Source organism: Pontimicrobium sp. IMCC45349, assembly GCF_047219225.1.
In the GTDB taxonomy this organism is placed as follows: domain Bacteria; phylum Bacteroidota; class Bacteroidia; order Flavobacteriales; family Flavobacteriaceae; genus IMCC45349.
The window spans coordinates 2298674-2317887 of sequence record NZ_CP178208.1 but is presented as its reverse complement, the minus strand read 5'-3'; the positions used below and the strand labels follow the sequence as shown (position 1 = coordinate 2317887).

At 31.8% G+C, this 19214-nt stretch carries 19 protein-coding genes; 18 read left to right on the top strand and 1 reads right to left on the bottom strand.

Features of this window, described 5'->3' with window-relative positions; genetic code table 11:
- The first annotated feature begins 46 nt into the window (after positions 1-46).
- From kynU to ACLII3_RS10775, 18 genes are all read left to right on the top strand, one after another.
- The gene (gene kynU, locus ACLII3_RS10860) at positions 47-1315 is read left to right on the top strand and encodes a kynureninase (protein ID WP_412984256.1); all 1269 of its coding nucleotides are present in this window, start codon (positions 47-49) and stop codon (positions 1313-1315) included.
- On the top strand, positions 1305-2711 hold the full coding sequence (locus tag ACLII3_RS10855) for an FAD-dependent oxidoreductase (protein WP_412984255.1): 1407 nt from the start codon (positions 1305-1307) through the stop codon (positions 2709-2711). The genes kynU and ACLII3_RS10855 overlap by 11 nt, the downstream gene beginning before the upstream one ends.
- 6 nt (positions 2712-2717) lie before the next feature.
- Positions 2718-3119, top strand: coding sequence for a RidA family protein (locus tag ACLII3_RS10850; protein ID WP_412984254.1), 402 nt, complete (start codon positions 2718-2720; stop codon positions 3117-3119).
- Entirely contained in the window at positions 3119-3811 is a 693-nt protein-coding gene (locus tag ACLII3_RS10845; protein WP_412984253.1) for a phytanoyl-CoA dioxygenase family protein, read from the top strand. The genes ACLII3_RS10850 and ACLII3_RS10845 overlap by 1 nt, the downstream gene beginning before the upstream one ends.
- 10 nt (positions 3812-3821) lie before the next feature.
- Positions 3822-5261 carry an aldehyde dehydrogenase gene (locus tag ACLII3_RS10840; protein WP_412984252.1) on the top strand — a complete coding sequence of 480 codons (1440 nt, stop codon included), beginning with the start codon at positions 3822-3824 and terminating at the stop codon, positions 5259-5261.
- A 5-nt stretch (positions 5262-5266) separates the two neighbouring features.
- Positions 5267-6049, top strand: a complete 783-nt coding sequence (locus tag ACLII3_RS10835) for an SDR family oxidoreductase (RefSeq protein ID WP_412984251.1) — start codon at positions 5267-5269, stop codon at positions 6047-6049.
- A 35-nt stretch (positions 6050-6084) separates the two neighbouring features.
- On the top strand, positions 6085-6609 hold the full coding sequence (locus ACLII3_RS10830; RefSeq protein WP_412984250.1) for a 3-hydroxyanthranilate 3,4-dioxygenase: 525 nt from the start codon (positions 6085-6087) through the stop codon (positions 6607-6609).
- Between the two features lie 9 nt (positions 6610-6618).
- On the top strand, positions 6619-7701 hold the full coding sequence (locus tag ACLII3_RS10825; RefSeq protein ID WP_412984249.1) for an amidohydrolase family protein: 1083 nt from the start codon (positions 6619-6621) through the stop codon (positions 7699-7701).
- Positions 7702-7705: 4 nt separating this feature from the next.
- Positions 7706-8845, top strand: a complete 1140-nt coding sequence (locus ACLII3_RS10820) for a hypothetical protein (RefSeq protein ID WP_412984248.1) — start codon at positions 7706-7708, stop codon at positions 8843-8845.
- Positions 8846-8960: 115 nt separating this feature from the next.
- A complete protein-coding gene (locus ACLII3_RS10815) occupies positions 8961-10511 on the top strand; it encodes a peptide MFS transporter (protein WP_412984247.1) in 1551 nt (516 codons plus the stop codon).
- A gap of 8 nt (positions 10512-10519) precedes the next feature.
- Positions 10520-11167, top strand: coding sequence for an O-methyltransferase (locus tag ACLII3_RS10810; RefSeq protein WP_412984246.1), 648 nt, complete (start codon positions 10520-10522; stop codon positions 11165-11167).
- 104 nt (positions 11168-11271) lie between these two features.
- Positions 11272-11784: a hypothetical protein gene (locus ACLII3_RS10805; RefSeq protein ID WP_412984245.1), complete on the top strand. Its 513-nt coding sequence runs from the start codon at positions 11272-11274 to the stop codon at positions 11782-11784.
- A 156-nt stretch (positions 11785-11940) separates the two neighbouring features.
- Positions 11941-12528 (top strand): hypothetical protein, encoded by a 588-nt coding sequence (locus tag ACLII3_RS10800; protein WP_412984244.1) that lies wholly within the window; start codon positions 11941-11943, stop codon positions 12526-12528.
- Between the two features lie 309 nt (positions 12529-12837).
- A complete protein-coding gene (locus ACLII3_RS10795; protein WP_412984243.1) occupies positions 12838-13680 on the top strand; it encodes a hypothetical protein in 843 nt (280 codons plus the stop codon).
- 432 nt (positions 13681-14112) lie between these two features.
- Positions 14113-16542 carry a T9SS type A sorting domain-containing protein gene (locus ACLII3_RS10790; protein WP_412984242.1) on the top strand — a complete coding sequence of 810 codons (2430 nt, stop codon included), beginning with the start codon at positions 14113-14115 and terminating at the stop codon, positions 16540-16542.
- A gap of 9 nt (positions 16543-16551) precedes the next feature.
- Positions 16552-17097, top strand: coding sequence for a hypothetical protein (locus ACLII3_RS10785; protein ID WP_412984241.1), 546 nt, complete (start codon positions 16552-16554; stop codon positions 17095-17097).
- Positions 17098-17432: 335 nt separating this feature from the next.
- Entirely contained in the window at positions 17433-17765 is a 333-nt protein-coding gene (locus ACLII3_RS10780) for a hypothetical protein (RefSeq protein WP_412984240.1), read from the top strand.
- A 10-nt stretch (positions 17766-17775) separates the two neighbouring features.
- Entirely contained in the window at positions 17776-17907 is a 132-nt protein-coding gene (locus tag ACLII3_RS10775) for a hypothetical protein (RefSeq protein WP_412984239.1), read from the top strand.
- Positions 17908-18106: 199 nt separating this feature from the next.
- Here the strand turns inward: ACLII3_RS10775 and ACLII3_RS10770 are convergent, their stop codons facing one another.
- Positions 18107-19087 (bottom strand): PLP-dependent cysteine synthase family protein, encoded by a 981-nt coding sequence (locus ACLII3_RS10770; RefSeq protein WP_412984238.1) that lies wholly within the window; start codon positions 19085-19087, stop codon positions 18107-18109.
- Between the last annotated feature and the right edge of the window lie 127 nt (positions 19088-19214).

The window sequence follows — 19214 nt, the reverse complement described above, 5'->3', positions numbered from 1 at the left end:
ACATAATGAAACAATTTAATATTTTTTCAGTTTTTTAAGGTTAAAAATGCACAAAGCAACACTAGATTACGCACAACAAAAAGATCAACAAGATCCATTATCAAATTACAGAAAACAGTTCCACATACCTAAAGACGCAAATGGTAACGACTGGTTATATTTTACTGGTAACTCTTTAGGATTACAACCAAAAGCAACACAACAATACATTCAACAAGAGTTGGATGATTGGGCAAATTTTGGTGTAGAAGGACATTTTGAAGCTAAAAACCCTTGGATGCCATACCATGAATTCCTAACCGAATCTATGGCTAAAATTGTTGGAGCAAAACCCTTGGAAGTAGTTGTAATGAATACACTTACAACGAACCTGCATTTACTAATGGTATCGTTTTACCAACCAACAAAAACAAAATATAAAATTGTTATAGAAAGTGATGCCTTTCCATCTGATAGATATGCTGTTCAAACACAATTAGAGTTTCATGGTTTTGATGCCAACGAAGGACTTATAGAATGGAAACCTAGAGTTGGTGAAGAACTTCTAAACATAGAAGACCTTGAAACTATTTTAGAAGAGCAAGGTGATGAAATCGCTTTACTTTTAATTGGAGGTGTTAATTATTACACAGGACAATACTTAGATTTAAAACGAATTGCAGAACTAGGTCATGCTAAAAATTGTATGGTTGGTATCGATTTAGCACATGGTGCAGGAAATATAAAACCAGAACTTCATGCTTCTGGAGTTGACTTTGCAGCTTGGTGTACATACAAATACTTAAACTCAGGACCAGGAAGTTTGGGAGGTTTATTTGTACATGAAAAACACGCACATAATAAAGATTTAAAACGTTTTGCTGGATGGTGGTCACACAATAAATCTACACGATTTAATATGCGTCAACCACTTGATGTAATGCCTGGAGCAGAAGGATGGCAATTAAGTAATCCTCCTATTTTATCTATGGCAGCAATTAAAGCATCTTTAGATATGTTTAATGAAGTAGGAATGGATGCTTTATGTGAAAAATCAGAAGAATTAACTGGTTATTTTGAATTTCTATTAAATCAGTTAAATAACGATAAAATAAGAATCATTACACCAACCAATCCAAAAGAACGTGGTTGTCAGTTATCTATTCAAGTAAAAGATGCAGATAAAAGTTTACATCAAAAATTAACTGATGCACACATTATTACAGACTGGAGAGAGCCAGATGTAATTCGTTGTGCACCTGTTCCTATGTACAATACATTTGAAGATGTATACAGAATGGTTGAAAAATTAAAAGACATTTTAGATGAGTACTAAAAAAGACAATATACTAATAATTGGCGCAGGATTATGCGGTTCACTTTTAGCCTTACGTTTAGCACAACGTGGTTACACAGTAAATGTTTACGAAAGTAGACCAGATTTACGTGTTACCGATATTTCGGCAGGAAAATCAATCAATCTTGCTTTATCAGATAGAGGTTTTAAAGCATTGCGTTTAGCAGGCGTTGAAGATAAAGCTAGAGATATTTGTATTCCTATGATTGGTCGTTTAATACATGACATTGAAGGTAATACATTTGCTTCAAATTATTCTGGACGTGATGGCGAATACATCAATTCTATCTCTAGAGGTGATTTAAATGGCATGCTTTTAACAGAAGCCGATAAGTTTGATAACCTCACTATTCATTTTAATAATGATTGTACAAATGTAGATTTAGACACCAATACAGCACACTTTAGAAACACCCTTACTAATGAAGACTTTACAGTCACGGCAGATGTTATTTTTGGAACTGATGGTGCTGGTTCAGAATTGAGAAAAAGCTATTTCCTACAACGCAAATTCTTATTTAGTTTCTCTCAAAACTTCTTAACACATGGTTATAAAGAATTAGAAATTCCTGCTTCACCTGAAGGCAATCACCTAATAAGTAAAGATTATTTACATATTTGGCCTCGTGGTCAATATATGCTAATCGCATTAGCCAATTTAGATGGTAGTTTTACAGTAACACTATTCTTAGGACACGAAGAAGGTGCGTATAACTTTAAAGGTTTAGATTCTGAAGAAAAAATAAAAGACTTTTTCCAAAAGCAATTTCCAGATGCGTTGGCATTAATTCCAAATATTGCGGAAGAATTTGCTAATAACCCAACAGGTGCTTTAGGAACTATAAAATGTTCACCTTGGCATTACAAAGGCAATACACTTATAATGGGAGATGCAGCACATGCTGTGGTTCCTTTTTATGGTCAAGGTATGAATGCTTCTTTTGAAGATGTAGCTGTACTTGATGGCATTATAGATCAACATGAAGGCGATTGGAAAATCATTTTTAAAACTTACGAAAAAGTAAGAAAAGCTAATGCAGATGCTATTGGTGATTTGGCTGAAGAGAACTATTACGAAATGCGTGATCATGTAGCAAACCCAATTTTTAAGCAAAAACGAAAATTAGAAATGGATTTGGAAAAACATTTCCCAAATGACTATTTCTCAAAATACTCAATGGTTACTTTCAATGAAAATATTGGTTACCATGAAGCTATGACCAAAGGTCGAGCACAAGACAAAGCTATTTTAAACATGATTGCTGATAATGAAATAGATTTAGAAGGCGATTTAAACGATTTACTAAAAAAAGTACAAGAAAAAACTAACGACATCTTAGATGATGATATGGTTGCTAAAACAATGCATCATTAATATATTATGGAAGAAAAAAAAGTAACACCAAGAGGCGCCTATCCACATGTAAAAGTAGTAGGTGATTTCATTTTCGTTTCAGGAACAAGTTCTAGAAGACCAGACAACTCGATTGCTGGTGTAGAGATTATTGATGAAATGGGTACAAAAAAATTATGTGCTGAAACGCAAACTCGCGAAGTCTTAAAAAATATTGATGCTAATCTTCAAAAAGTAGGCGCATCGTTAAAAGATGTGGTGGATGTGTCATCATTTCTAGTAAACATGAATGACTTTGCAGGCTACAATAAAGCATATGCTGAGTTTTTTGATAAAGCAACTGGACCAACTCGTACAACAGTAGCTGTACACCAATTACCACATCCAGATTTGGTAGTGGAAATAAAAGTAACTGCTTATAAAAAATAATGAATTCTTTAAAATCACATAAAGAAAATTTATTTGAAAATGGCTTTTCAATTACCAAACCAATTTTTAGTTCTAATGAAATCGAACAATTACTGGAATTAATTGGTGATTCTGATAAAAGCTACGCAAAAAGGCAACTCATAAACAAAACGCCTAAGATTAAAGATGTGATTTTTAATAATTATAATTTTAATAAACTTTACCAATCAATTTGTGACAGTAGTTATTTCTTAAGTAAAGCTATTTATTTTAACAAACCAAAAATGTCAAATTGGTTTGTAAATTATCATCAAGACATTAGCATAAGTGCTTTAAAAAAAGTTTCGGTTGATGGATTTACTAAATGGACAAACAAAGACGGTCAATTAGGTGTAATCCCTCCTCAAGATGTATTAGAAAACACTATAACTTTCAGATTACATCTAGATAATACAGATGAAACAAATGGTGCTTTAAAAATAATTAAAGGATCACATAAAAATGGGTTCATTAGAATTGACGAAAATTTTAAAAGAAGTGATTTGAAAGAAGAACTATGTAAAGTTGAAAAAGGTGCCATCATGCTTATGCAACCGCTTTTATTACATGCTTCAGACAAATCAACATCTGAACATGATAGACGTGTAATCCACCTTGAATTTTGCAACAAAGAAATACCAATGGGCTGGTTAGAAAAAAAGCAAGTTGTTTAAAGACATAAAAATGAACATACAAAACTACATAAACGGTCAATACACTAATCCAATTAGTAATGAATGGATTGATAACTACAACCCTTCAAATGGAGAAATCTATGGACAAATTCCAAACTCATCTAAAGACGATGTAGAAGCTGCATATAAAGCTGCTAAATCTGCTTTTAAGCAATGGTCGCAAACACCAATTGAAGAACGTAGCAGAATTATGCTTCGTATTTCAGAATTGATTGAAGCCAATTTAGAGCGTCTTGCCGAAGCAGAATCTAAAGACAATGGAAAGCCATTATGGCTAGCTAAGGCTGTTGATATTCCAAGAGCGTCTAGCAACTTTAGATTTTTCGCAAATGCTATCACACAATTTGCAAGCGAGAGTCACGAATCTGTTGGGCTAAATGCTGTTAATTACACCTTACGTCAACCCATTGGAGTTGTAGGTTGTATTTCACCATGGAACCTTCCACTCTACTTATTTTCTTGGAAAATCGCACCTGCAATAGCAGCAGGAAATTGTGTAGTGGCTAAACCTAGTGAAGTTACTCCAATGACCGCTTATCTTTTAGGCGAAATTTGTACCAAAGCAGGTTTACCAAATGGTGTATTAAACATTGTACATGGATTAGGCGGTTCCACAGGACAAGCCATTGTAGAGCATTCAGATATTAAAGCCATTTCATTTACTGGAGGTACTACAACAGGAGCACATATTGCTAGAGTTGCTGCACCAATGTTTAAAAAGTTATCGTTAGAGCTTGGAGGTAAAAATCCAAATATCATTTTCGCAGATTGCGATTATGAAGATATGCTTACTACCACTATTCGTTCTTCTTTCGGAAATCAAGGACAAATATGTTTATGTGGCAGTCGCATTTTCGTAGAAAAATCAATATACGAGCAATTTAAAACCGATTTTGTAAACGTTATTAAAAACCAAAAAGTAGGACATCCAATGGCTGAAGAAACCAAAATTGGAGCCTTAGTTTCTAAACCTCATCTTGAGAAAGTACTGAATTATGTAGAAATTGCTAAAGAAGAAGGTGGAAAAGTTCTTTATGGAGGCCATAAATTAACTATTGAAGGACACGAAAACGGTTATTACATGGAGCCAACCATAATTGAAGTTTCTACAGATGAATGCCGAGTGAATCAAGAAGAAATTTTTGGTCCAGTAGTTACGATTATGCCTTTTGAAACTGAAGAAGAAGTATTAGCTATGGCAAACAAAGTAAACTATGGTTTATCAGCAACAATTTGGACAAACGACTTAAAACGTACAATGCGTATGACTAAAGAATTACAAGCAGGAATTGTTTGGGTAAATACATGGTTAATGCGTGATTTAAGAACTCCTTTTGGAGGTGTAAAAGATTCTGGTGTTGGTCGTGAAGGTGGTTTTGAAGCCTTACGCTTTTTTACTGAACCTAAGAATGTGTGTATAAAATATTAATAAAAATGAACTTAGAATTAAACAATAAATACGCTTTAGTCTGTGGTAGTACTGCAGGCATAGGAAAAGCAACAGCAATGGCTTTAGCAGCCGAAGGTACTACAGTAACTTTAATTGCTAGAAATGAAGATAAACTAAAAGCAGTTTTAGCTGAATTGCCACAACAAAGAAATCACGATTACATAGTTGCAGATTTTTCTAACCCTGAAGAATTAAGCAAAAAAGTAAGTGATTACATTACAAACAACCATGGATTTCATGTGCTAGTGAATAATACAGGAGGTCCAAAAGGAGGTCCTGTTTTTGCAGCTGGATTAGATGAATTTCAAAGTGCATTTACCCAACATTTAAAATGTAACCATGTATTAGCTCAAGCAGTGGTTCCTTTTATGAAAACTGAAAATTATGGTCGTATTATTAACGTAATTTCAACCTCTGTAAAACAACCTTTAGATGGTCTAGGTGTTAGTAACACTATTAGAGGGGCAGTTGCAAATTGGAGTAAAACCTTAGCTAATGAACTTGGTGCTTTTGGAATTACAGTTAATAATGTACTTCCAGGTGCAACTGGGACAGAACGTTTGAGCGAGATTATTAAAAACAAATCATCTAAAACTGGCGTTACAGTAGATGAGGCTAGTCAAGCTATGATGAATGCTGTACCAGCAAAACGCTTTGCTAAACCAGAAGAAACTGCCGATGCAATTACATTTTTAGCAAGTGAACGCGCAGCTTATATTAACGGAATTAACCTTCCTGTTGATGGTGGTCGCACAAAATCTTTGTAACTTTAAACACAACCAATTTAAAAACATATAAAACGATGAGTAAATTAGTTTCTCCTTTAAATTTTAAAGCTTGGATAGATGAAAACAGACATTTATTAAAACCACCTGTTGGTAATAAATGTGTATGGCAAGATGGCGATTTTATTGTCATGGTTGTTGGTGGACCAAATAACCGTAAAGATTACCATTACAATGAAACACCTGAATTTTTCTACCAAATTGAAGGCGATATGGTTTTAAAAATTATGGATGGAGATACTCCAAAAGATATCGAAATTAAAGAAGGAGACATTTATTTATTACCTCCAAAAGTACCGCACTCGCCTCAAAGAGGTGCAAATACAGTTGGGTTAGTAATTGAATATCCACGTTCTAAAAAAATGAAAGATGCTTTAGAATGGTACTGTGAAAACTGCAATACGCAACTGTATCGTAAGAAATTTAAATTAGACAACATAGAAACTGATATGCCAGCAATTTTTGACAAGTTCTATAGCAGTAAGAAAAAAACAACTTGTGATAATTGTGGTACAAAAATGGAAGCACCTCAAAAAGCCTAACAAAAACCTATGAAACGTAAACTTAGAATAAACGGTCACTCTCACCTACTACCTTATCCAAACGAGATTCCTCAATTCATGAAAGATAAGGGTATTTTTTGGGTAGATGAAGACAAAAAATTCATGCTTCAAAAAGATTGGAGACGTCCTGTAACCGACTCTAGTTTTTTCTTAAACGAAAAACTGGAATGGATGGAACGTTTCAATATTGACCATGCAGTCGTTTTAAACCTATCTCAACTCTATGGAAATGGTTTACGCCTAGAAGAAATGAAGCAAGCCTTACGTTTTCAAAATGATTTTAATGCAAAGGTACAGCAAGACAATCCTTCAAAGTTTACATGTGGATTTGTAGTGCATCCTGGATTTGTACGTGGTGCTTGTTGGGAAATTGAGCGTTGTGTTGAAGAATTAGGCATGCGCTTATTGTGTTTACCAACGCACTATATGGATACTATTGGTACTTGGCGTTGTATTTTTGATGAAGAGAACGAACCTATCTTTGAGTTAGCAAACAAATACAATTTAGCAATAGAAATTCATCCATATGATGGTGAAAAATTCATCAAATTACAAAATACATCATGGCGCTTTCATTTAATTTGGATGCTAGCACAATGTGCTGATGCTTACCATTTCTTAACGCTTAATGGTTACTACGAAAAATATCCAAATATGCGTATTTGTTTTGCTCATGGTGGACAACTAGCACAAATGAACCTTGGAAGACGTATTCAAGGGTTTGATGGTCGTCCAGATTTATTTGAAGGTCAAAGTCACCCACGAAAAGCAGTTGGGCATAAAAACATATTTTTCGATACCTTAGTACATGATACAGGTTCTTTAGAATTATTGGTTAAAAATCAATCTTCAAAACAAGTACTTATTGGTCTAGATGATCCTTATCCTCTTGGTGAAATGGAAAGTGACAGACAATCTTCTTATCCTGGGAAAATTTTAGACCTTGCTATAGAGCGTGACATTATAACTGAAAACGAAAAAGACAAAATGTGGGAAGATAATGTACTACAATGGTTATTTGGTGACGATAATGCTGCAAAGCAAGATTTAATAAATAAAATACTTCAATAGTTTTATGACAGAAGTAGCTAGGTTTTATATACTTTCACACATATTCGTGTCGTTTATTGGAGCTACGCTACTTATAGCTATTTGGTACAATATTAGAAAGCGTTTTAAGCAAATCTTAGAAGAAAACGACAATCAAAAACGTGTAGACAAAGGCTTACTATATCTAAGCTTTGCCATGTTTATTTGGGTACTATCTGGATGTTGGGCTTATGCTGGAAATGCTTTTTCTTTTGCCGAAACCCAAGCTTATCAATTAGGTGTTTACCTCTTTTCTATAGTCAATAATATGTTTTTACTATTGGCTTTGTTTTACTTTTATTATGCCCCAAAATTTATTTACAATAACAAGAAAAACATTAATGTTATTCTTGTTTTAATTGTAATCACTTCTATAGTCACCTATATACTTTCTAAAACATTAGGAAATAATAATGTGATTAATGCTATAAAAATTAGTGGAATTCCAGACTTAGTACTTTCAGGGTTTTTATGCTACTTGATGGCAATTTCCTTTTATAGGACGTTTGCTTATCGAGGTTTAAAAATTGTTGGTTTTATTTCGGGAATGGTGATTGCTTTAATGTTTACATCACAACTCCCTGAAGTATTCATGAGTTTTACCGATGATTTTACTCATAACTTTATCAAAATTATCGCTAAAACATCGTTAATAGCAATCTTCTTAGTATTAGCAACTACTTGGGTAATAAGATTAGCTAATATGCCAAAACCTAACGAAATGAGCATCTCATTTTTGGATTGGAGTTTGGTGAAAATTAGTATTCCTACCAAAGAAGTTTTTGACCAAACTATTGATTTTGGGTCTAAAACCACACAATACAAAAACCTATTGAAGTTTGCTATTAGACGTAAATATGCTGATAGCGATCAACAAAGTATTTCGGTAAATTTAGGTGGCGAAATTAAAAACCAAACTTATCTATCTAGAATTATAGATAACATTAACGATATTCTTCAGTTAGAAACATCGCAACAATTAGAAAGGCGCGATTTATTTACCTTTATTGGTGAAGGTCGTTACCGATTACGAATGATTCCTGAAAATATTAACATAGACACAACGTTGCTTAAAGAGTTTTCAGAATCCCCTGAAAACAAAGACTATAAATCTATTTGTAACTAATTGTAACTCGCTCACAATTAATTTCAATCTATTATAATTTACTATAATTAACTACAACACTTCTGTTGTCAAACATCTGTATCTATCATTGTACCACAATCAAAAAATAGAACAGATGAATACCACAAACACTACTACTCAAGAAGCATTTGGACATCCTAAAGGGCTCCTTTATTTATTCTTTGCAGAATTATGGGAACGCTTTTCATTTTATGGTATGCGTGCACTTTTAGTATTATACATGACCAAACAATTATTGTTTAGTGACGACATGGCATTTGGCGTTTATGCTGCATATATGTCTTTAGTATATGTAACGCCAATGCTTGGTGGTATTCTTGCCGACAAAATTTTAGGCTACAGAAAATCGATTATGCTTGGTGGTATCTTAATGGTTTTTGGGCATTTCTTTTTAACCTTTGAGCATCCAATTTTCTTTTATGGGTCTTTAGGACTCATTATTGTTGGAAATGGTTTTTTTAAACCAAACATCTCCTCTTTTGTAGGTGCTCTTTACAAAAAAGAAGATAGCAGACGTGACTCTGGATTTACTATTTTCTATTTAGGAATTAATTTGGGAGCAGCTATTGCACCTTTAGCTTGTGCATGGTTTGCTGAAAACTACGGTTGGCATTATGGATTTGTATTGGCTGGAATTGGAATGATTGCTGGTTTACTAGTATTTCAAAGAGGGTTGAAAAGCAATGTATTTGGAGATAAAGGCTTTGTACCAGATACAAATAATTATAACAAAAAAGCATTTGGATTAAATAAAGGACAGCGTATTGTTTTACTAGCAATACTATCTGTGCCAGTTTTTGCAACTATTGTAAAGTTTCATGAGTTTGAACATTATTTAGTTTGGATAGTTTCAGCTTTTTTAATTGGTTTTATTATTTACATCTTATCAGTTGTTAGCAACAAAGAGAAAAAGCGTCTAACAGTTGCAATTTACTTTACAGTTCTGTATACCCTATTTTCAGCAATTTTCGAACAAGCTGGCAGCTCATTGACCTTATTTGCTGATAGAAATGTTAACCTTGTTGGTATGGATGCTGCAGGAACCAATAGTATAAATGCAGGTTTTATTATTTTGTTCGCTATTCCGTTTTCAATGCTATGGACGTTTTTAACCAAGCGTAATAAAAACCCTAATTCTCCAATAAAATTTGGTTTAGGATTAGTGTTTTTAGGTCTAGGATTTGTCATTTTTGCATTGTCGCCAAATAGTATGGATGCGTTTGCAAAAACATCAATGAGCTATTTAGTATTAGGTTATTTAGTATTAACTATTGGCGAACTATTTTTATCCCCAATTGGTTTATCAAAAATGACTGAACTCTCTCCTACAAAGTATATAGCTTTTATTATGGGTGTTTGGTTCTCAGCTAACTTTTACGGTCACTTTTTCGCAGGTAAAATTGCTAAACTCACTTCAGCTTCTAATGGTGAATCGAATGTATTTACTGAAGGTATTTTTGGAGATGTTGTTAGTATAGTAACTGGATTACAGCCTCAAGATGTTGCCTTGGGCAGCGAAAACTTGCAACAGTTATTCTCTTACGTATCTGTTTATGCAAGCTTTGGTATTATTAGTGTGATTGTTGGTATATTTGCAATACTAATTTCGCCATTCATTAAAAAAATGATGTCTGGTGTACATTAAACCAGTATATGCATTTTATATCAGAAGAATTAGACAACTATGTTGTATCGCATAGCGAAGACGAACCAAAATTACTACAAGCACTAACGAGAGAAACCTATCAAAAGATATTACAACCTCGTATGCTAAGTGGTCATTACCAAGGTCGTGTATTGAGTATAATTTCTAAACTGGTGAACCCAAAAAACATATTAGAAATTGGTACTTATACTGGTTATTCTGCTTTATGCTTAGCTGAAGGCATGCAAAACAATGGTGAACTTCATACCATAGACATCAATGAAGAACTGTTTGATTTTCAGCGTAAATATTTCGATTTATCTGATTATGGCTCACATATACACCAACATTTAGGAAATGCTTTAGATATTATACCTAAGTTGGACATGACTTTTGATTTGGTATTTATTGATGCAGACAAGGAGAATTACTCAGCTTATTTTGATTGTATTATAGACAAGCTAAATCCTGGAGGCATTATTTTATCGGACAATGTGCTTTGGAGTGGAAAAATCCTTGATATTAGATTTAAAAAAGAAGATAAAGCTACGCCTGCATTAATAGAATACAACAAGTTACTTAAAGACGATCCACGCATAGAAACGGTTTTATTACCAATTCGTGATGGATTAACTATAAGTAGGAAAAAACGATAGTTCTTCGAATAATATTACTTACTTTTAGGTATATATAATAAAAATATACTCCCTTGGGAGTATATCTATATGTTATAAAACATTAGACTAATTCAAACCTAGTAATGAAAAAAACAGTATTCATTTCACTTATAATATTCATTTATAGTTGCAAGATATCTAAAGAAATAAGTTTACAAGATTATATAAAAACAAATTCTATTACTGTAGAAAATGAAAATTTCATTCAAGTTAAATACACAAGTGAATCTGAATTTTATAGTAAAAGTTTATACTATTATTCAATTGAAAATAATACAGACAAAGATATGTTCATATTCTCTACGGTGCTGTCGGAATCATTAATGATTTATTCAAAAACAAACATTAAGAAATCTGAAAAAACAGAATATTTAGATTCTTTTTATAAAGACTTTATGAATGACTCTCCTCATAGTGGAATTAGAAAATTAACATTTAACAAAATTCCACCTAATCAGAGCTTAATAATAAATACAAAAGATTCTAAATATAAAAAACTTAAATACTACTATTATTTGTCCGAAAACGAAAATGAATTAGTAGAAATTGGACAAATAAATTTACAATCCAAAATAATTGAATTGAACAGACACTAAAAACGTTTTACAACACTGGCTATAATCCATTGCTCTCTTTTGGTTCTCTATTGAAAAATCTTACTTTTATCGTCGATACGATTCCTACTCTGAAAATTCTCCGAATTTTCGCTGCAACGGAATCATAGCCTAACCGTTAAGCAATATTACACCAAAATGAGAAAATACAATATAAGAAAGGAATTTGCAGATGAATATGTTAAAAGAGAAACAAATAAAAAAATAAAAATTGCTTCAATAGCTTTATCAATCTTTCTGATTTTAATGTTCTTTTTTACACACTCTTATGGAGTACATAGGATTTTAATGCCTCCATTAAGTATATTCTTCTTGATAATTTTAATTGTAATTTATATTTCAAGTTTATCGCAAATTAAAAATATAATATGTTCGACCTACTTTGAATTTTCAGATGAATCAATATCAAGATTATTAGATAAAGAAAAGTTAAATTTGATGAGCAAAGTTGGTGTTTCAAGAAATGAACATAGATATGGAGTAAAGTTCAATCAAACTATTAAATTTAATGAAATTGAATCTACTTCGATTAATGCAAATGAAATTACAATCAAATCGAAACACTATGATTTTTTCACTTCTAATGGTAAAATTTCAATACCTAAAGAGATTGAAAATTATGAAGCTATTAAATCTGAGATAATAAAAAATTTTGATAAATATAATTTAACATTGCCTAACAATGGTTATAATATAAATGAAAGAGCAAAAAAAGAAAAAGATTGAATACAATAGAATCTAAATTCTAACACACTTATTATGGAGTGCATTCGGATTTATTGGCGGAATTGATTACTATTCTAAATCGGAATATTTAATTTGTGGAATTATGTCTTTACTTGGAATTTTATCCGCATACAAACTATTTAAATCAATAACGGGAAAGTGAAAAAAATTCACTTTGGAAACCTGAATAAAAAACAACTATGAAAAAGCTTTAGAATATTATTTTTATGACATAGCTTCTCACTACTCAATTTATACAACCAAAAGCACAAAATAAATCTTATACAACTTAAACCCCACAATCTCAATATGTTCAAAAACGCCACAATACTATTAATAATCTTTACTACATTTTTTTCATGTAATAATGACTACAATCCAAATTATGTAGATAAAACTTCCAGTGTTCTTGATAGTACTTACTCAAATCACCTGAATGAAATTAAAAATTTGTTGCATAAAATTGACCTCTTAGAATCCAAAAAATTATTATCATCTAAAACTACATTTTTGGATACAACAAATGCTTCAGATATCATACCCAAAGTAAAAAGTCTATCCATTAAAAAGCCTATTATAAGCGATAGTATAAATCTAACATCGGAGAATACAATATTAATTAATAATTCATCAAATTGGTTGTTATTTTATGGTATTACTGATAGTATAACAAATAACCTAAAATATATAATCTCAGAGTTTCCCAAAAAATCTTATGAAAACAATTCTTTGTATTTTGCTGATGATGTTCCAAATTACTTCCATTATTATAACAATCAAAATTTCTTTAAAAACTATAAAGACTCTATTAACTTAAGGCAAAAAAATCGCATAAAATCAAATCATCATCCAAGAGTAAATGGTATAAAACAAATTAAATATGGTCTGATCGTTAATGATATTTATGTAATGAAGCCATACTTAGTTGATGAAAATAATTTTTCTGGAGGGTTTATTATATCGTCTATAGAATTATACAACCTAACCTCTAAAAAGCTATTAGCTCATGCTATTATACATGTTAAAAACAGTAAAGAAGTTAATCATTTTCGTACCATTGATTTTAGGAATAAAATAGTTAACAAAACGCTACAAAAGGATTTATTAAAGAAAAAAACTAAGAAAATACTAAATTATTTTAATATCAAATAATACACTCTTAAACAATGTCTGCTTAATATTAATCTCAGGTTCAACAAATTTTTTTACTTTACATGTATTGATTTAGATTATTACAACATTAAATCTTCATCACTATAGACTTAGACATAAATTATACTTAAGAACTAATGAAACGGTTTACAACACCATATATAAATAATTGATTGTTCTATCCTACTTTGGAATTTCCTGCGGAATTTCTAACTTCATGTGTACTTGCTAAGTTAGCCGCTGAACCAAGTAACTACTCATATACAAGACCTTTAGGTGCTATTAGAATAAAAAATCACAAAAAGAGAAGCGTAAAAAGTAAAGAAGTACAATCGTCTTTCAATAAACTATATCCATACGTATTTCTACGTATTGATTTTCTTACTTAAATAAAGTAACTTCGTTAGATACTTAATTTCTTAAAATTAAACTATGAAGCAATTTTACTTAAGTGTTCTATGTCTTTTTACTGTAGCCATTACGCAAGCACAAATTATAAACATTCCAGACACGCGTTTAAAGGAAATGCTTGTAAACGATATTATTGTTAACTATGATGGCTCAGAGGGATTTTCTGAAAAAGTAGATACAAATAACGATGGTGAAATTCAAGTTTCTGAAGCCGAAGCAGTTATTGGCTTAAACATTAGCAACATAAATAGTGATGTAAAAATAAGTAACCTTGAAGGCTTGCAGTACTTTGTCAACCTTACTTTTTTAAGCTTAACATATAACGAAATTGCAAATATAGACTTAAGCACTTTTTCAAACTTAGAAATACTCCATGCATCTGATAATTTATTAACGTCATTAGACCTATCAAACAACCCAAATTTAATTACTGTAGCATGCGATTTTAATCAAATAACAAGTTTAAGTTGTACCAATAACACCCTATTAGAAAATTTGTATTGTAGTAATAATCAAATAAGCTCGCTAGATGTAAGCAATAATTTAAATTTAATAGAACTTGGCTGTCCCGAAAATTTGCTAACCACACTAAATGTTTCAAACAATACAGCTTTAACCAAATTTAATTGTGCTGCTAACTCACTAAGTAGTTTAGATATAAGTTCTAATGTAAATCTTCTTGAATTTTCTTGTGGCGATAATCAATTAACCTCTTTAGATGTAAGCACAAATACAAACATGACATTATTACGATGTGGTCAAAATCAAATTACCAGTTTAGATGTTAGTAATAATGTAACCCTAACTAACTTATCGTGTTTTTCTAATCAGATTACGACATTGGATATTACCAATAATATTAACCTTACCCATTTTTTCTATAACGATAATCCACAGCTTATTTACTTAAACGAGAAAAATGGCGTTCCAACTATGGCCACTTTTGGCAACAACAGTTTTTATAATGGTAGTGCTTGCCCTAACCTAGAATATGTATGTGCAGATAGTGAAGAAGTGAGTACACTTGCAAGTTATCATTCAGCATATAACTTTGGTTTTTTTAATGTAAGTTCATATTGCACCTTTGTTCCTGGTGGTGATTTTTATACAATTTATGGCGAACAACAAATAGACACAAACCTAAATGGTTGCGAACCTACAGATCCAATTTACCCTAATCTAAAATACAATATTACCAATGGTATCACTGATGGTACAATTATATCTGACGAATCTGGAAACTATACTATTAATGTGCAAGCTGGCACTCATACCATTACACCAATTTTAGAAAACCCAACATATTTTACAGTATCACCTACTAGCATTACAGCAGATTTCCCTACTGACCCAAGTCCATTAAATCAAGATTTTTGTATTACACCAAATGGCACACATAACGATTTAGAAGTAGTTATTGTTCCGCTTGAATTAGCACGTCCTGGTTTTGACACAGACTATTTAGTGTTTTATAAAAACAAAGGAAACACCATTTTATCTGGTGAAGTAACGCTAAACTTTGAAGATGACTATATGGATGTTTTAACAACCACTCCAACTGCAGATACGCAATCAACAGGAATGTTATCATGGAACTATAGCAACTTACAACCGTTTGAAACTAGAGAAGTATTTATAACCATGACCTTAAATACGCCTACTGATGTTAATTATCCTTTAAATGGTGATGACGAACTTAATTTTGAAGCTAGCATTACACCAAATGATATGGATGAAACTCCAAACGATAATGCACACACTTTAAAACAAATAGTAGTCAACTCCTACGATCCTAACGACAAAACCTGTTTAGAAGGCGCAACCATTACGCCAGATCGTGTTGGTGAGTTTGTACATTACCTAATTAGGTTTGAAAACACAGGAACAGCCACAGCTGTAAATGTTGCAGTAAGAGACTTTATTGACTTGGACAAATACGATATCTCATCGTTAATACCATTAAGTGCGAGTCACGATTATTATACACGTATTGTAAATGGTGAAGAAGTAGAGTTTATTTTTGAAAACATACAACTCCCTTTTGATGATGCCAATAACGATGGTTATGTACTATTTAAAATAAGAACATTACCAACCTTAGTTTTAGGTGATACTTTTAGCAATATTGCAGGTATTTATTTTGATTTTAACTATCCAATAATTACTAATAACGAAACTACTACTGTAGCCGATAATTTAAGTATTAGTGAGTTTGAAGGCTTACAAAGCTTAACGCTTTATCCTAATCCAGTAACAGATAGTTTTACAATAAACTCAACTAATAACACCGAAATAGAAAGTGTGATTTTAATTGATATTTCTGGAAAGACACTTAAGCAATTTACAGTCTCTGAAAGTTATAACATTAGTGACCTTGCTGCAGGTATTTATTTTGTACAAATAAAATCTAAGAATGCGACTAGCACTAAAAAAATAATTAAGTCTAATTAGTTTTTGTAAATGAAGCAAACCGAAAAAATTCTAGGAGTACTTATAGTGCTTCTAGTAAGTCTACGATTAGTTTATAGTTATCCATACGCTGCAGTATTAATTACCTTATTAAGCTTAGTATTATCTATGCTATATTTTGGTTTTAGTTTTGCTTTACTTAATAATATTAGATTTAGAAACATATTAAAAAAAGGTGCTTTTAAAGGCATAAGTACACTAAGAGTTTTAGGCGCCATTTTTACTGGATTTTTACTTTCTAATACAGTTATTTATTGCTTGTTTAAATTCCAACGTTGGCCTTATGGCAACGAAGGTTTATTAATCTCTATATATGGTTTAGCAATCGTTATAATTATTGCCTTGATTAAGTATATAACCACCAAACACAGCTTTTATAAAAGCTTACTTATAAGGCTATTTATTATTGGTGTTACAGCAGTTTCTTTATACCAATTATCTTATAACGAACTACTAAAAATGAAACATCGTGACAACCCAGAATATATTAAAGAACAACAACAATTAATACTGGAAGACACGCTACAAAACCACTAAAATACGTAGAAATACGTATTGATTTTCTTACTTAAAAAAACTAACTTCGTTTAACACTTTTATATAATTAATTTATACTGAGCGCAGTCGAAGTATTAAAACGTGTTTATATAAATACGTTACCCAACATTTTGAAGAACGTCACGAAAAACAATCTTGAACTGAATTTAAAAGAGGCTACTTCTACTCTATTAGAAATAGCAAGAAACTCTTGTTGGAATAACATTTCGGATAATACGAGCTACATAATTTCGGAAATCAAAAACGACTCTCGAAATTTTAAAATCCAGAGACTTGAGAGGAACAAAACGAATCGGAAAAAGAAACCTGTAACGTTGAAAAACGCAACAAATGAATTAAAATCGATTTACGAAAACCTGTACGACATCAATCTGGAAATTTATAAAAGTCGGAAAAACAAAACTATTGTTGATATTCGATATTATCCGAAGTCTGCACTTGAATCTGACTATTACGAAAAAGTAAAAAATAACGAGCCAATGCTACATTGCAAAGTTGGAATTCCACCTTATGCAAATGACAAGTCAAAAAAATATGACGTGAATTGGGAACTTGGCGGAATAAGACACGAATGGAGCTCATTTTGGAACAAAATCCAATTTAAATGGAAATACAGAAACCGATTGAAAAAAGTGAATTTAAAATAATGGACATAAAATGAATGGAATCAAAAAGTTTATCAAAGGATTAACTGGAATATCTCTATTATTTATAGCTTTATTGTTTCTTGCAGGTATTGTTGGAATCATTTCTGTAATTTGGAATATGATAAAATTTATAAATCAATAAAAACGTTGGGTAACAATATGTATAATTCATTGCAAGTAATAGTCTACTTACGAAAATTCCGCTGGAATTTTCTATCTGTGATTATTTACTAACCTTAGTGCTTAAACACACAACGAAATCATACACAAACCGTTAAACAAACTCACAAAAAAACCTTAGCATTATGCTAAGGTTTTTTTATATCATATTTTGAGAGCTATTATTCTATATAACCCATGTTTCGCATCCAATCGTCATTAAACATTTTACCTACATAACGACTTCCATGGTCATGAAACAACACTACCACTACATCGCCTTCTTTAAAATGCTCTTTTAATTGTAGCACACCTTTCATTGCTGCTCCTGCGCTATTACCTAAAAACATACCTTCTTCTTTAGCTAACAATTGTGTGTAAACAGCAGCATCTTTATCAGTTACTTTTGTAAAACCATCAATCACGCTAAAATCTACGTTTTCTGGTAAAATATCTTCTCCAATACCTTCGGTTACATAAGGGTAAATTTCGTTTTCGTCAAACTCTCCTGTTTCGTGGTATTTTTTAAATACAGAACCATAAGTATCAATTCCCCAAACTTTTACATTAGGGTTTTGTTCTTTTAAGTATTTACCAACTCCAGAAACTGTTCCTCCTGTACCTACACCAACTACAAAGTGGGTTACTTTACCTTCGGTCTGTTTCCAAATTTCTGGTCCAGTACTTTCATAATGTGCTTTGGCATTACTTGGGTTATCGTATTGGTTTACATACCAAGAGTTAGGTGTTTCTTCGCCTAAACGCTTAGAAACCGAGTAATAAGAACGAGGATCTTCTGGCTCTACCTCAGTAGGACACACAACGACCTCTGCTCCTACAGCACGAAGAATGTCCATTTTTTCTTTAGACTGCTTATCGCTTATTACAAAAATACATTTGTAACCTTTTACAATTGCAGCCAATGCTAATCCCATTCCTGTATTTCCAGAAGTACCTTCAATAATAGTACCTCCAGGTTTTAAGCGTCCATCTGCTTCGGCATCTTCAATCATTTTAAGTGCCATTCTATCCTTTACAGAGTTTCCTGGATTAAAGGTTTCGTACTTAGCCAATACTAAGCAAGGTAAGTCTTCAACAAGTTTATTTAGTTTCACCAAAGGTGTATTACCAATGGTTCCCAATATATTTTCAGCGTATTCCATGTGTTTTTAATTTGCTGTGCAAATTTACGTGAAAAGTTAAGAGCAAAAAGTGAATTATGTTTTTTTTAAGTTAAGAGCTTAAATGACCTTCTTTTATTATTAGTAATAATGAAAAGCGTAACCAAAA